At 73.3% G+C, this 20,333-nt stretch carries 16 protein-coding genes; 12 read left to right on the forward strand and 4 right to left on the reverse strand.

From position 1 onward, the window contains the following. The first annotated feature begins 67 nt into the window (after positions 1–67). The gene (locus OEIGOIKO_RS35960) at positions 68–2,311 is read left to right on the forward strand and encodes a serine/threonine-protein kinase (RefSeq protein ID WP_125057545.1); all 2,244 of its coding nucleotides are present in this window, start codon (positions 68–70) and stop codon (positions 2,309–2,311) included. Between the two features lie 121 nt (positions 2,312–2,432). Here the strand turns inward: OEIGOIKO_RS35960 and OEIGOIKO_RS35965 are convergent, their stop codons facing one another. Next, complete coding sequence (locus OEIGOIKO_RS35965) at positions 2,433–3,764, reverse strand: glycoside hydrolase family 27 protein (RefSeq protein WP_125057546.1); 1,332 nt, start codon at positions 3,762–3,764, stop codon at positions 2,433–2,435. A gap of 164 nt (positions 3,765–3,928) precedes the next feature. Here OEIGOIKO_RS35965 and OEIGOIKO_RS35970 point away from each other — a divergent pair, with 164 nt between their 5' ends. Beyond that, positions 3,929–5,488 carry a phytoene desaturase family protein gene (locus tag OEIGOIKO_RS35970; protein ID WP_125057547.1) on the forward strand — a complete coding sequence of 520 codons (1,560 nt, stop codon included), beginning with the start codon at positions 3,929–3,931 and terminating at the stop codon, positions 5,486–5,488. Between the two features lie 13 nt (positions 5,489–5,501). Here OEIGOIKO_RS35970 and OEIGOIKO_RS35975 read toward each other — a convergent pair whose 3' ends face one another. Continuing rightward, positions 5,502–6,680 carry an FAD-dependent oxidoreductase gene (locus OEIGOIKO_RS35975; protein ID WP_125057548.1) on the reverse strand — a complete coding sequence of 393 codons (1,179 nt, stop codon included), beginning with the start codon at positions 6,678–6,680 and terminating at the stop codon, positions 5,502–5,504. A gap of 254 nt (positions 6,681–6,934) precedes the next feature. Here OEIGOIKO_RS35975 and OEIGOIKO_RS35980 point away from each other — a divergent pair, with 254 nt between their 5' ends. The 4 genes from OEIGOIKO_RS35980 (at position 6,935) to OEIGOIKO_RS35995 (ending at position 12,434) form a co-directional block, all read left to right on the forward strand. Then, on the forward strand, positions 6,935–8,191 hold the full coding sequence (locus tag OEIGOIKO_RS35980) for an NAD(P)H-dependent flavin oxidoreductase (RefSeq protein ID WP_246177761.1): 1,257 nt from the start codon (positions 6,935–6,937) through the stop codon (positions 8,189–8,191). Between the two features lie 41 nt (positions 8,192–8,232). Next, positions 8,233–9,786 (forward strand): acyl-CoA synthetase, encoded by a 1,554-nt coding sequence (locus OEIGOIKO_RS35985; protein WP_125059404.1) that lies wholly within the window; start codon positions 8,233–8,235, stop codon positions 9,784–9,786. 89 nt (positions 9,787–9,875) lie between these two features. Further along, on the forward strand, positions 9,876–11,462 hold the full coding sequence (locus tag OEIGOIKO_RS35990) for an acyl-CoA synthetase (RefSeq protein WP_125057549.1): 1,587 nt from the start codon (positions 9,876–9,878) through the stop codon (positions 11,460–11,462). Between the two features lie 177 nt (positions 11,463–11,639). Next, positions 11,640–12,434 (forward strand): VOC family protein, encoded by a 795-nt coding sequence (locus OEIGOIKO_RS35995; RefSeq protein WP_125057550.1) that lies wholly within the window; start codon positions 11,640–11,642, stop codon positions 12,432–12,434. A 118-nt stretch (positions 12,435–12,552) separates the two neighbouring features. On the opposite strand, the gene OEIGOIKO_RS36000 is transcribed toward OEIGOIKO_RS35995, so the two are convergent. After that, complete coding sequence (locus OEIGOIKO_RS36000; protein ID WP_125057551.1) at positions 12,553–12,981, reverse strand: DUF4240 domain-containing protein; 429 nt, start codon at positions 12,979–12,981, stop codon at positions 12,553–12,555. A gap of 151 nt (positions 12,982–13,132) precedes the next feature. Then, positions 13,133–14,455 carry a phenylacetate--CoA ligase PaaK gene (paaK, locus tag OEIGOIKO_RS36005; RefSeq protein ID WP_125057552.1) on the reverse strand — a complete coding sequence of 441 codons (1,323 nt, stop codon included), beginning with the start codon at positions 14,453–14,455 and terminating at the stop codon, positions 13,133–13,135. Positions 14,456–14,604: 149 nt separating this feature from the next. Between paaK and OEIGOIKO_RS36010 the strand changes: the two genes are divergently transcribed. From OEIGOIKO_RS36010 to OEIGOIKO_RS36035, 6 genes are all read left to right on the forward strand, one after another. Then, positions 14,605–15,303: an alpha/beta fold hydrolase gene (locus OEIGOIKO_RS36010; protein ID WP_125057553.1), complete on the forward strand. Its 699-nt coding sequence runs from the start codon at positions 14,605–14,607 to the stop codon at positions 15,301–15,303. A 138-nt stretch (positions 15,304–15,441) separates the two neighbouring features. Continuing rightward, complete coding sequence (locus OEIGOIKO_RS36015; RefSeq protein ID WP_125057554.1) at positions 15,442–15,687, forward strand: hypothetical protein; 246 nt, start codon at positions 15,442–15,444, stop codon at positions 15,685–15,687. Between the two features lie 195 nt (positions 15,688–15,882). Next, positions 15,883–16,986 (forward strand): RNA polymerase subunit sigma-70, encoded by a 1,104-nt coding sequence (locus OEIGOIKO_RS36020; protein ID WP_125057555.1) that lies wholly within the window; start codon positions 15,883–15,885, stop codon positions 16,984–16,986. A gap of 87 nt (positions 16,987–17,073) precedes the next feature. Next, positions 17,074–17,526, forward strand: a complete 453-nt coding sequence (locus OEIGOIKO_RS36025) for a DUF1579 domain-containing protein (protein ID WP_246177762.1) — start codon at positions 17,074–17,076, stop codon at positions 17,524–17,526. A 311-nt stretch (positions 17,527–17,837) separates the two neighbouring features. Further along, positions 17,838–19,514 carry an adenosine deaminase family protein gene (locus OEIGOIKO_RS36030; protein WP_246177765.1) on the forward strand — a complete coding sequence of 559 codons (1,677 nt, stop codon included), beginning with the start codon at positions 17,838–17,840 and terminating at the stop codon, positions 19,512–19,514. Between the two features lie 123 nt (positions 19,515–19,637). Beyond that, positions 19,638–20,327, forward strand: a complete 690-nt coding sequence (locus tag OEIGOIKO_RS36035; RefSeq protein ID WP_371859036.1) for a chorismate mutase — start codon at positions 19,638–19,640, stop codon at positions 20,325–20,327. The last annotated feature ends 6 nt before the right edge of the window (positions 20,328–20,333 follow it).

Below are 20,333 nucleotides of genomic sequence, written 5' to 3' on the forward strand. Positions count from 1 at the left end.
GGGCGGGGCACCCAGGGGCACCGAGGGGGATCGCGGCGGACGCGGTGGGACGGGGGCGCGGGCGGCGATGGTGGAGAGCAGGCTGGTCCAGGGGCGTTACCGGTTGCTCGACCTGATCGGGCGCGGCGGGATGGGCGAGGTGTGGCGGGCGCGGGACGAGTCGCTGGGGCGGCAGGTCGCGGTCAAGTGCCTCAAGCCGCTCGGGCCGCAGCACGATCCGTCGTTCCTGCGGGTGCTGCGGGAGCGCTTCCGGCGGGAGGCGCGGGTGGCGGCCGCTCTGCAGCACCGCGGGATCACGGTCGTCCACGACTTCGGTGAGGACGACGGGATCCTGTTCCTCGTGATGGAGCTGCTCGACGGGCGGAACCTGAGCCAGTTGCTGGAGGACAACCGGCACGACCCGCTGCCCGTGCCGGACTTCGCCGACATCGCCGAGCAGGTCGCGGCGGCCCTCGCGTACACCCACGAGCAGTCCATCGTGCACCGTGACCTCAAGCCCGCGAACATCGTGCGGATCGCCGACGGGACGGTGAAGATCTGCGATTTCGGCATCGCCCGGCTGGGGCACGACATCGGGTTCACCGCCCGGCTGACCGGCACCGGCATAGCGATGGGCACGCCGCACTACATGTCGCCCGAGCAGATCGGTGCCGGAACGGTCGATCATCGCAGTGACCTGTATTCGCTGGGGTGTGTGCTGTACGAGCTGGCCACGGGGGTGCCGCCGTTCGATCTCGACGACGCCTGGGCGGTGCTCGTCGGGCACCGTGACACGCCCCCGGAGCCGCCGCGCGGGCAGCGCCCCGACCTGCCGGAGGCGTACGAGCGGATCGTGCTGGACCTGCTGGCGAAGGATCCGGAGGACCGGCCCCGGGACGCTTCGGAGCTGGTGAAGCGGCTCGTCTCGGCCCGCAGGCCGCCGGAGTACCCCACGGTGGAGGCGACGCTCCCGGCGCGGCCGGACGGGCGTACGCCGACGCGCGCCGCGTACCGCCTGCCGTCCTGGACGCAGGGGATGCGCGGCGGGTCCCAGGCGGGCTCCCGTCTGCCGCGGGCGTCCGGCGCCGAGGGTGCCGCCGGGCTGACCGGCTCGTGGACGAGCGGTCTGCCGCCGCTCAGCCGCGACACCCCGGCACCGTACGTCCCCGAGCGCCCCGCGCCGTCGCCCGAACACCTCGCCGCGCTGGCCGCCCGCCACAACGCCGGGCTCAGTCTCGGGCGGCTCGGCCGGTGGGCGGAGGCGGGGGAGGTGCACCGCGCGGTCGCCGCCGAACGGGAGCACGCGCTCGGGCCCGACCACCCCGACACCCTCGCCAGCCGGTTCGAGGTGGCCTTCACCCTCGCCCGGTCCGGCCGGCCCGCCGACGCGCTGCGCGAGTACGAGCGGGTGGCCGCCGGGCGCGAACGGAGCCTCGGCGCCGACCACGTGGACACCCTGGCCGCCCGCCAGGAGACGGCGTACGCGCTGGGCCGGCTCGGACGGCACTTCGAGGCGCACCAGGTGTACGTGTCCGTCCTCGCGGCCCGGGAGCGCACGATGGGCCCCGAGCACCCGGACGCGCTGCGCTGCCGGCACAACCTCGCCTTCAACCTCAGCCGTCTGGGCCGGCTGGAGGACGCCTACCGGATGGCGCGCGACGTGGCGTCGGGCCGCGCCCGGGTGCTGGGGGTACAGCATCCGGACACACTGGTGACGCGCTACGAAGTGGCTTACCTACTGGGCCAGTTGGGGCGTTGGGCGGAGGCGTTGCAGACGTACCGGGAGGTGGCCGCCGACCGGGCGCAGGCGCTGGGGCCCGGTCACCCGGACACCCTCGCCGCCCGGTACGAGGTCGGCATAAGCCTCGGACGTCTCGGGCGCAGCGCCGAGGCACTGGAGCTCTACCGCGACCTCGTCGACGCCCGGACGAGCGCGCAGGGGCCCGCCGACCCCGAGACGCTGCGCGCCCGGCACGGCCTCGGCGTCAACCTCGGCCGCCTCGGACGCTGGGAGGAGGCGCTGACCGAGGCCCGTTCGGTGGCCGCGCTCCGCGAACAGGTGCTGGGCGCCGACCATCCCGACACCCTCGTCAGCCGCCGGGAGATCGCCGTCGCCCTGGGGTGGCTGGGCCGCTGGCCCGACGCGCTGGCCGTCTACCGGCAGGTCGCGGCGGCCCGCGAACGGGTGCTGGGCGCCGACCACCCCGACGCCCTCGCGAGCCGCGGCGACGAGGCGCAGTGCCTGGAGCAGCTGGGGCGCTCCGCCGAGGCGGTGGCGCTGTACCGCCGCGTCGCCGCGCTGCGGCAGCGGCGCGCGCCGGGCCGGGGGTGAAGGAGGGCTGCGCCTTCGGTCCCGGCCCGGCGGCCGGCTCGATGCCCTGAGGTACCGATCGGCTCAGCGCCCCGGAGGCACCGGCTCGCTCGGCGCCCTGAGGCACCGGCCCGGCGGCCGTTCAGCGCACCGGACGCACCCGGTAGAGCACCGTCGCGTGCGCCGGTACCCGTACGGAGATCTTCCCGTCGGTGCGGGAGGTGCGCCGGGTGACCAGGTCGCGCAGCTCGTACCGGCCCGACCCGGCCCTCGGCAGACCGGCCGTCCTCGCCGTGGTGGACAGGGTCCGCGGCGTGTCGCCCGAGTTGAAGAGCGCGACGGCCCGGTCACCGTTCTGCAGCGGCTTGGACAGCACGTCGTACCCGGGCCCCTGTTGGACCACGCGCCCCTGCACGCCCTTCGGGTCCTGGTCCACGGCGATGACGTCCCGGTTGCCGAGGACCCGCAGCGCGGCCGGGGAGATCTTCGTCAGGTCCGTGCTGGAGATCAGCGGTGCGGCCATCATGGCCCACAGTGCCATCTGGCTCTGGATCTGCCGGGTGGACAGGCCGGAGTCGCCGGCGAGCAGGAAGTCGGGGTCGTTCCAGCGGCCCGGCCGCTGGAAGGACGCCAGCTTGGCGTTGTACGCGTAGTTGTACTTGATCGACGACCATTTCCGGGCACCGCTGTGCTTCTCCACCGCGATGTCGCGGCCCTCCCGCCACAGATTGCCGACCTGCGACGACCAGCGGATGACCTGGTGCCAGACCCGGTCGCCGTCGTACTGGAAGTAGGCGGGCGCCGACACCGAGAAGACGATGTCGCGGCCGGTCTTCCGCAGGGCCCGGCTGACCGCCCGGTAGGCGTCCTGGTAGGTCTGCTCCTTCGTCCTGCCGGGGGCGGTGGGCAGGTTGCACCCGTCCATCTTCAGGTAGTCGACCTTCCACTTCGCGAAGAGGTCGGCGTCCTGCTGGTAGTGGCCGAAGCTGCCCGGGTACTTCTCGCAGGTCAGCTTGCCGACGTCCTCGTAGATGCCGAACTTCAGGCCCATCCGGTGCAGTTCGCGCCCCACGTACGCCATGCCGCGCGGGAACCGGGCCGGGTCCGGGACGAGATTGCCTCTGGCGTCGCGCTGCTTGAGCATCCAGCAGTCGTCGACGGTGACCGTGTCGTAGCCCTTGGCCGCGAGTCCGGACTTCACCAGGGCCCGCGCGTTGCCGAGGATCACCTTCTCGTCGATGTCGCACATGTAGTACGACCAGTTGTTCCAGCCCATCGGGGGTCTGGGAGTGAGGTTCGGGTAGGCCGCCGCGGCCCGCGCGCCGGCCGGGGGCCCGGCCGGGCCGGGAGCGGTGGGGGTGGCCGCCGCCGGGAGGGCGGCGGCCGCGGACAGGACACCCGCCGCGCTCAGGGCGGCGGCGCTCAGGCGGGTCAGGGTGCGCCTCGGGGGACGCGTTGCCGACGAAATGTGCACGGGTCGCCTCACAGGGGGACGGAGCAGGCCGATACAACGCATCGTCGGACGTTAGGAACGTAGGAGGAGGGCGGGCAAGGCGCCGCGCTGCGAGGGCCGCGGAATTCAGCCTTCCGTACCCGGCGGCACCTGGCGGCACCGATCACCGCGTGCTACCAAGAGACATGCCGGAACGGACTTCGTACGACGTGGTCATCGTCGGCGGCGGGCACAACGGCCTGGTCGCCGCCGCCTACCTCGCCCGCGCCGGGCGCCGGGTGCTGGTCCTGGAGCGGCTCGGCCACACCGGCGGCGCCGCGGTCTCCGAGCGTGCCTTCCGCGGTGTGGACGCACGGCTGTCCCGCTACTCCTACCTCGTCAGCCTGCTGCCGCCGAAGATCGTGCACGACCTCGGCCTGCGCTTCGCGGTCCGCCGGCGCTCGGTCTCCTCCTACACCCCCGCGGTCCGCGGCGGCCGCCCCACCGGCCTGTACGTGAGCACCGACGAGGCCGCGACCCGCGACTCGTTCGCCCGGATCACCGGCTCGGACCGGGAGTACGCGGCCTGGCGGCGGTTCTACGGCATGACCCGGCGGGTCGCGGAACGGGTCTTCCCCACCCTCACCGAACCGCTGCCGGACCGCGCCGCGCTGCGCGCCCGGATCGGCGACGACGCGGCCTGGGAGGCGCTGTTCGAGCGGCCGCTCGGCGAGACGGTCGAGTCGGTGTTCGACGACGACCTGGTACGGGGCGTGGTGCTCACGGACGGGCTGATCGGTACGTTCGCGCACGCCCACGACCCGGCGCTGGCGCCGAACCGCTGCTTCCTCTACCACGTCATCGGCGGCGGCACCGGCGACTGGGACGTGCCGATCGGCGGTATGGGCGCCCTTACCGACGCGCTCGCCGACGCCGCCCGCAAGGCCGGCGCGGAGATCGTCACCGACTGCCCGGTGACCGGCATCGCCACCGACGGCGGCACGGCCGAGGTGACCGGCGAGCACGGTACGGCCGGCGCGCGGCACGTCCTGGTCAACGCCGCCCCGCAGGTCCTCGCCGGGCTCCTCGGCGAACCGTCCCCGGAGCCCGCCGAGGGCGCCCAGCTCAAGGTCAACATGCTGCTCACCCGGCTGCCCCGGCTGCGGGACACCGGCGTCGACCCGCGGCTGGCCTTCTCCGGGACCTTCCACGTCGCCGAGGGCTACCGGCAGCTGGAGACCGCCTACCGGCAGGCGGCCGCCGGCGAACTCCCCGCCGCGCCGCCCTCGGAGCTGTACTGCCACTCCCTGACGGACCCCTCCATCCTCGGCTCCGACCTGGTGCGCCAGGGCTACCAGACGCTGACCCTCTTCGGCCTGCACACCCCCGCCCGCCTCTTCACCGACGACCACGACGCCACCCGGGAGCGCCTGCTCGCGGCGACCCTCGCCCAGCTCGACGCCGTGCTGGCCGAACCGCTCACCGACTGCCTGGCCACCGACGCGGACGGCCGCCCGTGCATCGAGGCCCGCACCCCGCTCGACCTGGAACGCGACCTGTGCCTGCCGGGCGGCAACATCTTCCACCGCGAGCTGGCCTTTCCGTACGGCACGGAGGACGGAACCGGGGGCAGCGCGGCCGCCCGATGGGGGGTGCGGACCGCGCACGCCAACGTGCTGCTGTGCGGCGCGGGCGCGGTCCGGGGCGGCGGGGTGAGCGGCATCCCGGGGCACAACGCCGCCATGGCCGTTCTGGGGCGGGAGTGACGGCCGGGGGTTCTCAGGCGGCGCCCACCGTCCCGCGGCCGGTGACCCCGGCCGCCCGTACCGCCCCCGCGGCGGCCCGTACGGCGCTGTTGATCGCGATCTCGCCACGCATCCCGGGCGCCGCGACCATGTCCCCGGCCAGGAAGACCCCGTCCCCGCGGCCGATCGCCGGACGGTCCCGCCAGGTCAGTCCCGGCAGGTCAAGCGCGCCGGTGCGGCCGCGCGCGGTGCCCTTACGGCGCCACACCGCGCGGTCGTGCCACCCGGGTACGGTCAGCTCGGCGAAACGTTCCAGCCGCTGTCGCGCATCGGCCGGCCGCTCCCCGCCGCGTACCGGCATGTCCAGCTGGAACAGCGACATGCCAGGTGGCGCGATGGCCGGGTCCTGCATCGAGTAACTCTCGTGGAAGCCGCCCGCGTCGAGGTCGAAGGCGAGGAAACGATCCCGCGCACCGCGGGGCACCGCGAGGTCCAGCAGGACGCAGTGGCCGCTCTCCCAGCGCAGCGAGGCGTCGCCCAACAGAGCGCGGGCGGCGGGGAGTTCCGTGGCGACGATGGTGGGACTGTCCGGCAGCGCGGCGATCCGGGAGCTCAGCTCGATGCGCACCCCGAGCTGCCGGGCGCGGGCCGCCAGCCGGTCCACGACGGCCTGCCAGCCTCCGGCCACCCACCGCACGGTCGGTACACCGGGCGCGAACACCCGGCGGACCAGCTCCCACACGAACGCCGCCGAGAGCCGCCCGGTGTCCGCGTCGTACGTCACGACGGCGATCGCGTGGGCCGCCGCGCGCGCCGCCTCCTCACCGAAGTGCCGCGCCGCCCAGCCGTGGAAGTCCTCGTCCACGGGGGCGGTACGGGACCGGCCCACCGTGATCATCCGCAGGAACCCGGCCGGCGGCCGGAGGGTGCGCCGCCCGTCCCGTACGAAGGAGACCCGCAGCAGATCGCGGGCGGACGGGCGGACCGGCCGACCGGTCAGCCCGCGCTCCGCGAGCCAGGTCCAGTGCGGGCCGTCGCAGTAGAAGACGTGCGGCCCCTCGTGGGCGACGTAGGGCGCGGCCGTGGCACGCCCGCGCCCGCCCAGTGAGCCGTGCGCCTCGTGGAGCGTCACGGCCGCTCCGGCTTCTGCGCAGGCGATGGCGGCCACCAGGCCCGCCGTGCCGCCGCCGATGACGGTGATGTCCGTCCGCATGATGTGCCTCCTGGGGTGCTGTGCAGGTTCGCCCCTACGGACGGTCTGGGCCTCGGCGGATGTGACATGGGGGCGGGCCGGCCTTACGGGGGGCGTGCCGTCCCTACGGGGCTGTGGGGCCCGTGCCGTCCCTACGGGGTCCGTGCCGTCCCTACGGGAGCCGCCCCGCCTTCACCGGGCGCGCGTCCGCTCGTTACTGACGCAGCATCAGAAACCCTCTTCCCTCGGACGCGTCCCTGCGGCATCCTGCGGCCATGCAGACGGAGCTGAGCAACCGGCTGGGAGTCGAGCACGCCGTCTTCGGGTTCACCCCGTTCCCGGCGGTGGCCGCCGCGATCACCCGTGCCGGAGGCTTCGGCGTGCTCGGCGCGGTCCGCTACGCGGCCGCCGACGAACTGGCCCGCGACCTGGACTGGATCGAGCGGCACACCGACGGCAAACCGTACGGCCTCGACGTCGTGATGCCCGCGAAGAAGGTCGAGGGCGTCACGGAGGCGGACATCGAGGCGATGATCCCGCCCGAGCACCGCCGCTTCGTCGCGCGGACTCTGGCCGCCCACCAGGTGCCCGAACTGCCCCCGGGCGAGGCGTCCGGCTGGCGCATCACCGGCTGGCTGGAGCAGGTGGCCCGCTCACAGCTCGACGTGGCCTTCGAGTACCCGGTCAAACTGCTGGCCAACGCGCTCGGCTCACCGCCCGCCGACGTCGTCGGACGCGCCCACGCGCACGGCGTCCTCGTCGCCGCCCTCGCGGGCAGCCCCCGGCACGCGCGGCACCACCGGGACGCCGGTATCGACATCGTCGTCGCCCAGGGCTACGAGGCCGGCGGCCACACCGGCGAGATCGCCACCATGGTGCTCACCCCCGAAGTCGTCCGCGCCGTCGACCCGCTGCCCGTGCTCGCGGCCGGCGGCATCGGTACGGGCGAACAGGTCGCCGCCGGGCTGGCCCTGGGTGCCCAGGGTGTCTGGCTCGGTTCCGTCTGGCTGACCACCGAGGAGGCCGGGCTGCACTCCCGGCGGCTCACCGAGAAACTGCTCGCGGCGGGCTCCGGCGACACCGTCCGCTCGCGCGCGCTGACCGGCAAGCCCGCCCGTCAGCTCCGTACGGCGTGGACGGACGCCTGGGACGACCCGTCCAGCCCCGCACCGCTGCCCATGCCCCTGCAAGGACTGCTGGTCGCCGAGGCCGTCTCCCGTATCCAGAAGTACGAGGTCGAGCCGCTGCTCGGCACGCCGGTCGGCCAGATCGTCGGGCAGATGAACTCCGAACGCAGTGTGCGGGCGGTCTTCGACGAGCTGACCCGCGGCTTCGAGCGGGCCGTCGACCGCATCGACCGCATCGCCGGACGCACGGCCGGACGCACGGAGGAACGCACGGCCGGACGCACGGAGGAACGCACGGCCGGACGCACGGAGGAACGCACGGCCGGGCGCGCGGACGAGCGCATCGACGGGCGTAGGGCCGGGCGCGCGGACGAGCCCACCGACGGGCGCACGGCCGGGCTCTAGACACCGGCACCGAGCCGAGGAGGACACGTATGCCGGCATCCATGGCGTCACCCACCCCGAACGGCTTCTGGGCGCAGGCCGCCGCCGACCCGGGGCGTACGGTGCTGATCGCCCCGGACGGCGAGGAGTGGACCGCCGCCCGGTTGCACGCCGCCTGCAACCGCCTGGTGCACGGCCTGCGCGCCGCGGGCCTGGAGCGGGGTGACGCGTTCGCGGTAGTGCTGCCGAACGGTGTGGAGCTGTTCACCGCCTATCTCGCCGCCACCCAGGCGGGCTTCTATCTCGTACCGGTCAACCACCACGCGGTCGGCCCGGAGATCGCCTGGATCGCCGGTGACGCGGAAGCCAAGGCGCTGATCGCGCACGAACGGTTCGCCGACGCCGCCCGCGCCGCCGCCGACGAGGCCGGACTGCCGCCGCGGCACCGCTACTCCGTGGGCGAGGTGCCCGGGTTCCGCCCGTACGCCGCGCTCCTCGACGGGCAGCCGGAGACCCCGCCCGAGGACCGCACCCTCGGCTGGGTCATGAACTACACCTCCGGCACCACCGGCCGCCCCCGCGGCATCCGCCGCCCGCTCTCCGGGAGGCTGCCCGAGGAGTCCCCGCTCGGGGGCTTCCTCGGCATCTTCGGCATCCGCCCCTTCGGCGGCAACGTGCACCTGGTGTGCTCACCGCTCTACCACACGGCCGTACTCCAATTCGCGGGCGCCTCCCTGCACATCGGGCACCAGGTCGTCCTGATGGACAAGTGGACGCCCGAGGAGATGCTGCGCCTGATCGACACGTACCGCTGCACCCACACGCACATGGTGCCGACCCAGTTCCACCGCCTGCTCGCCCTCCCGGAGGAGGTACGGGCGCGCTACGACGTGACCTCGATGCGGCACGCGGTCCACGGCGCCGCGCCCTGCCCCGACCACGTCAAACGGGCGATGATCGACTGGTGGGGGAGCTGCGTCGAGGAGTACTACGCGGCGAGCGAGGGCGGCGGCGCCTTCGCCACGGCCGAGGACTGGCTCAAGAAGCCCGGTACGGTCGGCAGGGCCTGGCCCATCAGCGAACTGGCGGTCTTCGACGACGACGGCGAGCGCCTGCCGCCCGGCGAACTGGGCACCGTCTACATGAAGATGACCACCGGCGGCTTCAGCTACCACAAGGACGCGGGCAAGACCCGCGAGAACCGCATCGGCGACTTCTTCACCGTCGGCGACCTCGGGTACCTGGACGAGGACGGCTGCCTCTTCCTCCGGGACCGCAAGATCGACATGATCATCTCAGGCGGCGTCAACATCTACCCCGCGGAGATCGAGGCCGCCCTGCTCGCCCATCCCGCCGTCGCCGACGCGGCCGCCTTCGGCATCCCGCACGACGACTGGGGCGAGCAGGTCAAGGCAGTCGTCGAGCCCGCCGACGGGTACGCGCCGGAGCCCGCGCTCGCCGACGAGATCCTGGCCCACTGCGCGGAGCGTCTGGCGGGCTACAAGTGCCCCAGGTCGGTCGATTTCGTCGCGGCCCTGCCCCGCGACCCGAACGGCAAGCTGTACAAGCGGCGGCTCCGCGATCCGTATTGGGCGGGGCGGGAGCGCGCCGTGTAGCCGGGAGCAGCGATGGCCGTGATCCCTGTGTCCTCGCCCCGTTGCGGGGCGACCTTGACCCTTCGCGGGCCGGGGCACAGGATCGCGCCATGACGGGAGTACGGACGAACACGGTCGACGGAGTCCTGCGGCGCAGCGCGCGCCGGACGCCCGAGCGCACGGCGGTGCGCCACGGCGACCGGTCCTGGACCTACCGCGAGCTGGACGACGCGGTGACGGCCGCCGCGTACGCCCTGCTGGACACCGGGCTCCGGCCCGGCGACCGGGTCGCCGCGTACGGGCACAACTCCGACGCGTACGTGATCGGTTTCCTGGCCTGCGCCCGCGCGGGCCTGGTGCACGTACCCGTCAACCACCACCTCACCGGCGACGAACTGCGCTACATCATCGAACAGTCGGGCAGCGCCCTCGTCCTCACCGACCCCGCGCTGGAGCACCGGCTGCCGTCCGGAGTGCGCACCATGCCGCTGCGCGACGCCGCCGGGTCGCTGCTGGAGCGCGCGCGGGAGGCGCTGCCGTACGGGCCGCCCGTTCCGGGTGGTTCGCAGGGGCCGTACGGTCCGTATGGTTCGCAGGGTCCCTACGGTGCGCGTGGTCCGTACGACTCAAGCTCCGACGACCTGGCCCAGCTCCTCTACACCTCCGGCACGACCGGGCTGCCCAAGGGCGCGATGATGACGCACGGCGCGCTGGTGCATGCGTACGCGTCCGCCATCACCGCCTTGGACCTCAAGGCCGCCGACCGGCCCGTGCACTGCCTGCCGCTCTACCATTCGGCGCAACTGCACGTCTTCCTCATGCCGTACCTGGCCGTGGGCGCTGAGAACGTCATTCTCGACGCCCCGGACCCGCAGCGGATCTTCGACCTGGTGGAGGCGGGCCGGGCCGACAGCCTCTTCGCGCCGCCCACCGTCTGGATCGGCCTCTCCCAGCACCCCGGGTTCGGCACGCGGGACCTCAGCGGCCTGCGCAAGGCGTACTACGGCGCCTCGGTCATGCCGGTGCCCGTGCTGGAACGGCTGCGCGCCCGGCTGCCCGGACTCGCCTTCTACAACTGCTTCGGACAGAGCGAGATCGGCCCGCTGGCCACCGTCCTGGGGCCGGACGAGCACGCGGGCCGGATGGACTCGTGCGGCCGTCCGGTGCTGTTCGTGGAGGCCCGGGTGGTGGACGAGCACGGCACCGAAGTGCCGGACGGCACCCCCGGGGAGATCGTCTACCGCTCGCCCCAGCTGTGCTCGGGCTACTGGGACAAGCCGCAGGAGACCGCGGCGGCGTTCCGGGACGGCTGGTTCCGCTCGGGGGACCTGGCGACGCGCGACGCGGCGGGCTGCTTCACCGTCGTCGACCGGGTCAAGGACGTCATCAACTCGGGCGGTGTCCTGGTCGCCTCGCGGCAGGTCGAGGACGCGCTGTACGCGCATCCCGCGGTCGCCGAGGTGGCGGTGATCGGGCTGCCGGACGAGCGCTGGATCGAGGCGGTGACCGCCGTGGTCGTACCGCGGGCGGAGGCCGGGGCGCCGCGGGAGGCGGAGCTGATCGCGGTCGCGCGGGAGCGGTTGGCCGGGTTCCAGGTGCCCAAGCGGGTGCTGTTCGTCGAGGCGCTGCCGCGCAACGCCAGCGGCAAGATCCTCAAGCGGGAGCTCCGGGACCGGTTCCGCTCCGGCGGGGCGTGAGCGGCCGGTCCCGGGCCGGGCGCCGAGGGCGATTGTCAGACCCCCCTGCCATGCTGAGAAGTGCCGGGGGAAAGGCACGACCGACACCGCGTGTTCCCCGGTGACGAGGGCGTTCGTGTTCGCTCGGCGGCCGCCCGCGTCGCGCGTCGTGACGACCGGACGCCGGAGGAGATCAACATGCTCACGACCCAGTACGTCCCAGGTGCGCCGAACTGGCTCGACCTCGGGGCTCCCGACATCGACGCGGCCGTCGCGTTCTACGGCGGCGTCTTCGGCTGGACCTTCCAGTCGGCCGGCCCCGACGCCGGCGGGTACGGCTTCTTCCAGCTCGACGGGAAGACCGTCGCCGGGGCCGGACCGCTGACCGAGGAGGGCGCGAGCCCGGCCTGGACCGTCCACTTCCACAGCTCCGACGTGGACGCCCTGGCCAAGACCGTGGAGCAGGCCGGCGGTACGGTCCGCTTCGGCCCGTGCGACGTCTTCACCGCCGGCCGGCTGGCCGGGTTCACCGACCCGGCCGGCGCCGAGTTCGCGGTCTGGCAGCCCGTCGACGTCCAGGGGATGGAGCTGGTCGGCGCCTCCAGCGCGGTCTGCTGGACCGAGCTCCACACGACCGACGCGGCCGCCGCGAAGGACTTCTACCGCACGGTCTTCGGGTGGGAGACGGTCGACAACGTGATGGGCGAGCACCTGGTCTACACGGTCGCCTCGCCCACCGGCACCGACCCGAACGGCGACGCGGGCCACGCCGGCATCATGCAGCTGCCTGCCGAGAGCCTCGCGGCAGGCTCCACGTCGGAGTGGCACCCGTACTTCGCGGTGGAGGACTGCGACGCGACGGTCGCCGCGTCCACGCAGCGCGGCGCGACGGTCGTCGTCCCGGCGGAGGACGCCGAAGGCATAGGCAGGCTGGCCCTGCTGCTGGATCCGTTCGGCGCTCCGTACGCGCTGCTCACGCCGAGCCCGAGGTAGGGAGGCCGGAGGGAGACGGACAGGACGGCCGGGCGAGGGCCCGCCCCTCGGGCCCTCGCCCGTGCAGGTGTCGCTCAGTGGCACCGTCGGTCATCGGGACGGCCCCGTACCGGGTGCGTCAGGCAGCCCAGCCCTTGGTGTTCGCGTACGACTCGTAGGAATAGCGAGTGGCGCGGTGCCATTCTTCGCCGGTGATGCGTTCGTAGGCGTGGTCCGGTGCGTAGAGCAGGCTCTCCGCCCAGATGAGGTCGGTGGCGAACGGGGCGAAGGCGCTCGGGTCCCGGAGTACGCCTTCGAACACCTCGCGGCCGGCGGCGACGACCGCGCAGCGCGTGTAGAGGAAGGAGTCACCGGAGAGGCCCTGGCCGAGTTCCCTGCGGTCCAGGCGGTAGAGGGCCCAGGACAGCTGCTCGGCGAAGCCGGTGACCACATACACCGGGGACCGGGCGAGGTGCTCGGTCAGTGCGGCTGCCAGCCGCTCGGAGTCAGGGTCCGGTCCTGTGGGTGTGCAGGCGTCGATGAGCTGCCAGAAGGTGTCTTCGTTCATGGCAGTGAGCATGACGCACGGGTCTGACACTCGGCAGCCCTGGCCACGGTTGCTGGGCTGGGCTCCGCGGTGCAGGCGGTGCGGGCAGCCTGGAGTGCAGCAGTAGCTCCCGGCCTCCGGGCAGCGGATGGAGCGGGCCGCCCTTTTGCTCTCAGTCGCGCGCGTCCACGATGCGTTTCAGTTTGCCGACGGAGCGTTCCAGGGTTTCCGGATCGACGATGTCCACGGCGACCGAGATGCCGATGCCGTCCTTGACGCCGCGGACGATCCGGCCGACGGTGGCCGTGCGCTCCTCCGGGGTCGCGTCCGGCCGTGCTTCCGCCCGTACGGTCAGGTGGTCCAGCCGGCCTTCCCGGGTCAGCCGCAGCTGGAAGTGCGGCGCGATGCCCGGTGTGCGCAGCACGATCTCCTCGATCTGGGCGGGGAAGAGGTTCACACCGCGCAGGATGATCATGTCGTCGCAGCGGCCGGTGATCCGCTCCATCCGGCGGAAGGCGGGCCAGGCGGTGCCGGGCAGCAGCCGGGTCAGGTCCCGGGTGCGGTAGCGGACCACCGGCAGGGCCTCCTTGGTCAGCGAGGTGAACACCAGCTCGCCGTGCTCGCCGTCCGGCAGCGGGTCGCCGGTGACCGGATCCACCACCTCCGGATAGAAGTGGTCCTCCCAGATGTGCAGCCCGTCCTTGGTCTCCACGGACTCCTGCGCGACGCCGGGGCCCATCACCTCCGAGAGGCCGTAGATGTCGACCGCGTCGATCGCGAAGCGCTCCTCGATCTCGCGGCGCATCTCCTCCGTCCACGGCTCCGCGCCGAACAGTCCCGTCCTCAGGGAGGTGGACTTCGGGTCGATGCCCTGCCGTTCGAACTCGTCGAGGAGCGTGAGCAGGTAGGACGGCGTCACCATGATGATCTCGGGACGGAAGTCCTGGATGATCTGCACCTGCCGGGCGGTCATGCCTCCGGAGGCCGGGACGACCGTACAGCCGAGCCGCTCGGCGCCGTAGTGCGCGCCGAGACCGCCGGTGAACAGGCCGTACCCGTACGCGATGTGCACCGTGTGGCCGGGCCGGCCGCCCGCCGCATGGAGCGAGCGGGCCACGACGTCGGCCCAGACGGCCAGGTCCTGCCCGGTGTAGCCGACGACCGTCGGACGGCCCGTCGTCCCGCTGGAGGCGTGGATACGGCGGATCTCGTCCTGCGGCACGGCGAACATGCCGAAGGGGTAGTTGGCCCGCAGGTCGTCCTTGACGGTGAAGGGGAAACGGGAGAGGTCCGCGAGCGACCGGCAGTCCTCGGGGTGAACTCCGGCCCGGTCGAAGGACTGCCGGTAGAAGGGGACGTTCTCGTACGCGTGCCGCAATGAGGCCCGCAGCCGTTCCAGTTGGCGGGCCGCCAGCTCGTCGGCGGACAGCCGCCGTACGGCGTCGACCGCGCCCGCGTCCGAGTACGGGCCGAACGCGCCCGTGCCGCCCCTCATGCCCTACTCGATCTTCGCGCATCCGGCATCTGTGTCACCGTTCCGTGTCCCGACCGATCAGTCGGTGGCTGAGTGCGCTCCAAGTAATCAGCGGACGGCGGAGCCCGTCAAGGGGCGTGACGAACTCCTGCGCGGGTAGCTTCGAGCGCATGAGTGACGTTCAGAAAGTGCAGGTCGGTGACGTCCGTCTGGCGTACCGGTGCTGGGGTGACGCGGACGCGCCCCCTGCGGTGCTGCTGCACTGCCTCGGCGAGGACGGTGAGGACTGGCGCGGCGTGGTCGGCCAGCTCGCGGCCACCCACCGGGTGTACGCGCTGGACCTCCGGGGGCACGGGCACAGTGACTGGCCGGGGGAGTACGGCTTCGAGCGGTGGCGCGACGACGTGGCCGGTTTCCTCCGGGAACTGCGGCTCGGACCCGTGGCGCTCATCGGTCACTCCGTAGGCGCGGTCGTCGCGTTGCTGCTGGCCACCGACCGCCCGGAGCTGGTGGAGCGGCTGGTGCTGGAGGAGGCCGCCCCGCCCCTTCCGGCGTCGCCGCCGCAGGAGATCCCGGACCCGCCACCGGGCCCGCCGGCGTTCGACTGGCAGGCCAAGGTGGCCGTGGTGGCTCAGCGCAACGCGCCGGACCCGGCGTGGTGGGACGGCCTGGCGAAGATCACCGCGCCCACCCTGGTGATCGCCGGCGGCCCCACCAGCCACATCCCGCAGCAGCAGCTCCGGGACATGGCCGAACGCATCCCGGACTGCCGTCTGGTGACGGTCGAGGGGGCGGGCCATCTCGTGCACGAGGAGCGCCCGTTGGAATACCTCGACGCGGTCCGGACGTTTCTCGTGCCCAGTCTCTGAGGATCCCCGGCCGCGGACCGTCGTACGCGCCGCCGGGCTGCCGTACGGCGTCCGTGGGCGCGCCCACGGACGGCCCAATGCCGCAACGGTGTCCCTCTCCCGTGGTGCGCTGACCGCGCAACCCCCGAAAGGAACATCATGCGTACATCACTCCGTATGACCATCCGTGCGGCGGTCGGCCTGCTGGCCGCCGTGGCCCTGTCCGGCGCGGTGCTGCCCGCCGCGGCGCACGCCGACTCGGACGACGGGACGGGCACCACCCTCCCCGCCTCCGGCAGCCACGGAGATTCCGGGTCACCGTCGAAGAGCGGGTTCCTGTTCCCGGTCGACGGCCTCACCCAGAACGCCAACGTAGGCGTCACCAGCGTGTCGGACCGTGACTGACCGGTCCTGACCGGGCCTGACTGGGCCTGACTGGAATCGGTCGGGCCTGACCGGGAGCGGTCGGGTATGGACGGGTCCGGTCAGACCCGACCCGGCCGGTCTCCGCGCCGGCTCCGCCGTCCGCCCGGCCGCCCGGCCGTACGATGATCGCCCGGGCGGGCGCAGACGGTGCTCCGGTACGCGGAGGGGGCGGACATGGGCGCGGAAGGGCGTGCGGGCCGGGGAGAGTGCGGGGAGGACGAGCGGGCGGCGGACGAGCGGGCGGCGGCCGCGGTCCTGGCGGGGGACGAGGCGGCGTTCGGGCATCTCGCCGGGCGGTACCGGCACGAACTGCGCGTGCACTGCTACCGGATGCTCGGGTCGTTCGCCGACGCGGAGGATCTCGTACAGGAAACCCTGCTGCGGGCCTGGCGCAGCAGGGCGGGCTTCGAGGGGCGGGGGACGTTCCGGGCCTGGCTGTACCGCATCGCGACGCGCGCCTGTCTGGACGAGCTGGCCGGCCCGGCCCGCAACAGGGAGATCGCGGTGGCGGTCGACAGCGCGGGCGTGCCGAAACGTTCCGCGCCAGCCGAGGTGACCTGGCTCCAGCCCTGCCCCGACGCCCTGCTGGACCTGGCCGCGCCGGCCGGCAGCGGCCCGGAAGCCGTGGCGATCGCCAGGGAAACCATCGAACTGGCCTTTCTGGCGGCGATCCAGCACCTGCCCCCGCAGCAGCGGGCCGTACTGATCCTGCGCGACGTCGTGGGGCTGCCCGCCGCCGAGACGGCCGGCATGCTCGAAGTGAGCGTCGCCGCGGTCAAGAGCGCGCTGCAACACGCCCGCGCCACGCTGCGCGAGCAGTTGCCCGAGCGGCGCACCGACTGGGGGCGGGGCGCCACCGGCCCCACCGAGGCCGAGCGCGCACTCCTCCGGCGGTTCGTCGACGCCTCACGGGCCGCCGATGTCACGGCGCTGGCCGCCCTGCTGCGTGCGGACGTCCGGCAGACCATGCCGCCCGCCCACCTGGTGTTCGACGGGCGTGCGGCCGTCATCGGCATGTGGCGCGCGGCCCTGGAGGGGGACCAGGCCTGGGGCGACTGGTTCGCCGTGCCGCTCGCCGTGAACCGGCAGCCGGCCGTCGCGAACTACGTACGGCGCCCCGGGGCTCCGACGTACACCGCGGTCAACATCGACGTACTGCGCGTGGCGGACGGCCTGATCGCCGAGATCACCACCTTCGCGCCGGACCTGCTGCCCGCCCTCGGCCTCGCCTCCGTCCTGACGCCCGCCGACGTGGCGGACGACGCGAACCGGTTGTGACGCAGGTCACTTTGGTTCGCCGATTCCTTTTTGGGGGTCCCCCGGTCGTACGAGTACAGAGCAGTGACGCCAAGAGAGGGAAGCGTTGTGACGGAGCGACAGGCCGGAAGCGGCGAAGCGGTGGGGACGCACGAGGGAACCGGGGAACTGGAGCGGCTCCTGGGCCGTTGGCGGGTCGAGGGCGGGGCGACCGGTACGGTCACCTACCGCCGCCTCGACGGAGGGTTCTTCCTGGTGCAGGAGGTGGAGCTGGAGCAGGACGGCCGGCGGATCACCGGCATCGAAGTGATCGGCAGGGAAAAGCCTTTCGGTGCAAAGGCGCCGGGGGAGGACATCGTGTCGCGCTTCTACGACAACGAAGGGCACACCTTCGACTACGTGTACGAGACGGCGGGGGACACCCTGACCATCTGGGGCGGCGAGAAGGGCTCGCCCGCGTACTTCCGGGGCACCTTCGCCGCGGACGGCGACGTCCTCGCGGGCGCTTGGGTCTATCCGGGCGGCGGGGGGTACGAGTCCACGATGACCCGGATCGGCTGACCAGCTGCCGGGCCCGGGGGGGACTCGGCCTCTCCCCGGCCCCGGCCCCGGTCTCGGTTCCCGTGCTGACCTCCGCCCCGGCCCCGTCCCCGGTTCCCGCGCTGCCTCCGCCCCGGCCCCGTCCCCGGTTCCCGCGCTGCCTCCGCCCGGCCCCGCCCCCGGCCGGCTACGTCTGAGACCCCGCCCCGAGCCACGCCGTGCCGCAGGTCGCACGTCCGTTCCGCACCTGGTGGTGGGATCTTGTTCACCCAAGGGGACGCACGCCGGCCTGCCTTCGCGGCCCGGCGCGCCGAACTCGTCCGTATGAGCGCGTGATCACTTTCCCTCGCCATCGCGGACGGCCCCGCCGGTCCGCCCCGCTCGTACTGGATGCGGGCGCCCTGGCCGTGCTGTCGTTGCTGCCGTCCTCCGCGCTCGCCGCACCGCCGGCCCCGGAGGCGGCCGCCGCCCCCGGTCCGGCGGCCCCGGGCGCGCCCGCCGCGGACGCGGCGCTCCCGCGCACGGCCGCCGCGCCCACCGGCGCCGAACGCCGGGTCTCCGCCCACCTCGACGGGCTCCGGAAGCGGCCCGCGGCGCTGCGCGCCTTCTTCCGCGACCTGCCCAAGGGCGGCGACCTGCACAACCACCTGTCCGGCGCGGCCTCGACCGAGCTGCTGATCAAGCTGGCCGGGAACGACGGCCTGTGCATCGGGACGAAGACGATGACCGCCAGACCGGCCCCGTGCGGTCCGGGTACGCGTCCGGCGGCGCAGGCCCGGAAGGACCGTTCCTTCCACCGGCAGATCCTGCGGGCCTGGTCGATGCAGGACTTCTCGTCGGCATCCGGCGAGTCCGGGCACGACCACTTCTTCCCGGCCTTCGGGAAGTTCGGCGAGGTCAGCCGGCGCCACGGCGGCGAACTGCTGGCCGACGTAGCCAACACCGCGGCCCGGCAGAACCAGTTCTACCTGGAGACGATGCTGACGCCCGCCTCCGGCGGCAGCAAGAAGCTGGCCGAACAGGTCGGCTACCACGCGGACCTGCGGCTGATGCACCAACTGCTGACGGCGGGCGGCAAGCTGGACAAGCTCGTACGCGACGCGGGCCGGGAGGCCGACAAGGGCACCGCGGACTTCCGCAAGGCAGCGCGCTGCGACACCGCCCGCCCGGCCCTCGGCTGCCGGATGACCGTCCGCTTCATCTCGCAGGTGTCGCGCGGAAGTTCGTCCGAGCGGGTCTTCACCCAGATGGCGCTCGCCATGCGCCTCGCCGAACGCGACCACCGGTACGTCGCGGTGAACCTCGTACAGCCGGAGGACGAGCGGAACGCGCTGCGCAACTACCGGCTCCACATGCGGATGCTGGACTACCTGCACGGCGTCTACCCGCGCGCCCACATCACCCTGCACGCCGGTGAACTCGTCCCCGGCCTGGTCAAGCCCGAAGAGCTGCGCTTCCACATCAACAAGGCGGTCCGCACCGGGCACGCGGAGCGCATCGGCCACGGCGTCGACGTGGCGCACGAGGACGGCGCGCCCGCCCTCCTGCGCACCATGGCGCGGCGCGGCATCGCGGTGGAAGTGCCGTTCACGAGCAGTCGGCAGATCCTCGGAGTCTCCGGTGCCGAGCATCCGTTCCCGCTGTACCGGCGCTACGGCGTGCCGGTCGTGCTGGCCACCGACGACCCCGGGATCTCGCGCAGCGACATCAGCGCCGAGTACCGGTACGCGTCCGGCACTTACGGCCTGCGGTACCGCGAACTGAAGGACTTGGCGCGCGCGTCCATGGAGCACGCCTTCCTCCCAGGCCGCAGTCTGTGGGGCGACCAGGGCCACGGGAAGCGCGCGTACGAACTGGCGCGCCCGTGCCGCATGGAACGCCCGGACGGTCACCGGCCCCGCGCGGCCTGTACCCGGTTCCTCGCCAAGAACCTGAAGGCGGCCCTCGAATGGCGCCAGGAGGCCGCCTTCGCCGGCTTCGAGCACCGCGTTCTGCACGCGCGGCGCTGAGCGGGGCGAAACGGGGCGGAGCGGCGAACGGCGGGAGCGAAAGTTTCTCCTCGCTCCCGTGCCACCGTCGTTAGGATCGTCAGGACATGTTCATGCCTATAGCTCATGTCCGGAGGGCCGACGGTGGTGTCCGACGCGCGAACGTCCCTGCGTCGCCTGCTGGTCGCGGGCGCCGCCGCGACCGCCCTCCTCAGCGCCGTACCGGCTCCGGCGTCGGCGAGCGCCGCGCCCGGATCGGCCGTCGTCCTGCCCGCGTCGCCGCCCACCACGCCCGCCGCGACCGTCCGGGAAGCGGTCGCGCTGCGCCCCGTCGTGGCCCTGTCCGCCCGGCGCCTCGCCACCGCCGATCTGGTGGCCGCGGCCAAGTGGGGCACCGGCAGCCCTGTCGACGACCCGGTGCGTGAGCAGCAGGTGCTGGACGCGGTGGCGCGGCGGGCGGCGGAACTCGGGGCCGATCCTCGGTGGACCGCGCGGATCTTCCGGGACCAGATCGAGGCGAACAAGACCGTGCAGCGCGGCCTGCACCGACGGTGGGCCGCCGACCCCGCGCGGGTGCCGGGCGATCGGCCGGACCTCGGTGAGGTGCGCAAGGAGATCAACCGCGTCAACGACGCGCTGGTACGGGCGATCGCCGCGTCCGGCGAGGCGCGCACGTCGCCGCGCTGTGTTCCCTCGTTGGCGGGCGCTGCCGTGGACGTACGCCGTGAGCAGCGTCTGGACATCCTGCACACGGCGGCGCTGGTCCGTTCCGTACGGTCCGTGTGCGGTGGGGAGGGCCGGGCGCCGGTGTCATGGCCCGCTCAGGCGTTCTGACGGCGG

The organism is Streptomyces paromomycinus, from assembly GCF_003865155.1.
GTDB lineage: Bacteria > Actinomycetota > Actinomycetes > Streptomycetales > Streptomycetaceae > Streptomyces > Streptomyces chrestomyceticus.

What these genes read in the sequence shown, in the direction of transcription:
- OEIGOIKO_RS35960 (WP_125057545.1), top strand. Translation starts at nt 68, where the DNA reads ATGGTGGAGAGCAGGCTGGTCCAGGGGCGTTACCGGTTGCTCGACCTG.
- OEIGOIKO_RS35970 (WP_125057547.1), top strand. Translation starts at nt 3,929, where the DNA reads ATGCCGGAACGGACTTCGTACGACGTGGTCATCGTCGGCGGCGGGCAC.
- OEIGOIKO_RS35975 (WP_125057548.1), bottom strand. Translation starts at nt 6,680, where the DNA reads ATGCGGACGGACATCACCGTCATCGGCGGCGGCACGGCGGGCCTGGTG.
- OEIGOIKO_RS35980 (WP_246177761.1), top strand. Translation starts at nt 6,935, where the DNA reads ATGCAGACGGAGCTGAGCAACCGGCTGGGAGTCGAGCACGCCGTCTTC.
- OEIGOIKO_RS35985 (WP_125059404.1), top strand. Translation starts at nt 8,233, where the DNA reads ATGGCGTCACCCACCCCGAACGGCTTCTGGGCGCAGGCCGCCGCCGAC.
- OEIGOIKO_RS35990 (WP_125057549.1), top strand. Translation starts at nt 9,876, where the DNA reads ATGACGGGAGTACGGACGAACACGGTCGACGGAGTCCTGCGGCGCAGC.
- OEIGOIKO_RS35995 (WP_125057550.1), top strand. Translation starts at nt 11,640, where the DNA reads ATGCTCACGACCCAGTACGTCCCAGGTGCGCCGAACTGGCTCGACCTC.
- OEIGOIKO_RS36000 (WP_125057551.1), bottom strand. Translation starts at nt 12,981, where the DNA reads ATGAACGAAGACACCTTCTGGCAGCTCATCGACGCCTGCACACCCACA.
- paaK (WP_125057552.1), bottom strand. Translation starts at nt 14,455, where the DNA reads ATGAGGGGCGGCACGGGCGCGTTCGGCCCGTACTCGGACGCGGGCGCG.
- OEIGOIKO_RS36010 (WP_125057553.1), top strand. Translation starts at nt 14,605, where the DNA reads ATGAGTGACGTTCAGAAAGTGCAGGTCGGTGACGTCCGTCTGGCGTAC.
- OEIGOIKO_RS36015 (WP_125057554.1), top strand. Translation starts at nt 15,442, where the DNA reads ATGCGTACATCACTCCGTATGACCATCCGTGCGGCGGTCGGCCTGCTG.
- OEIGOIKO_RS36020 (WP_125057555.1), top strand. Translation starts at nt 15,883, where the DNA reads ATGGGCGCGGAAGGGCGTGCGGGCCGGGGAGAGTGCGGGGAGGACGAG.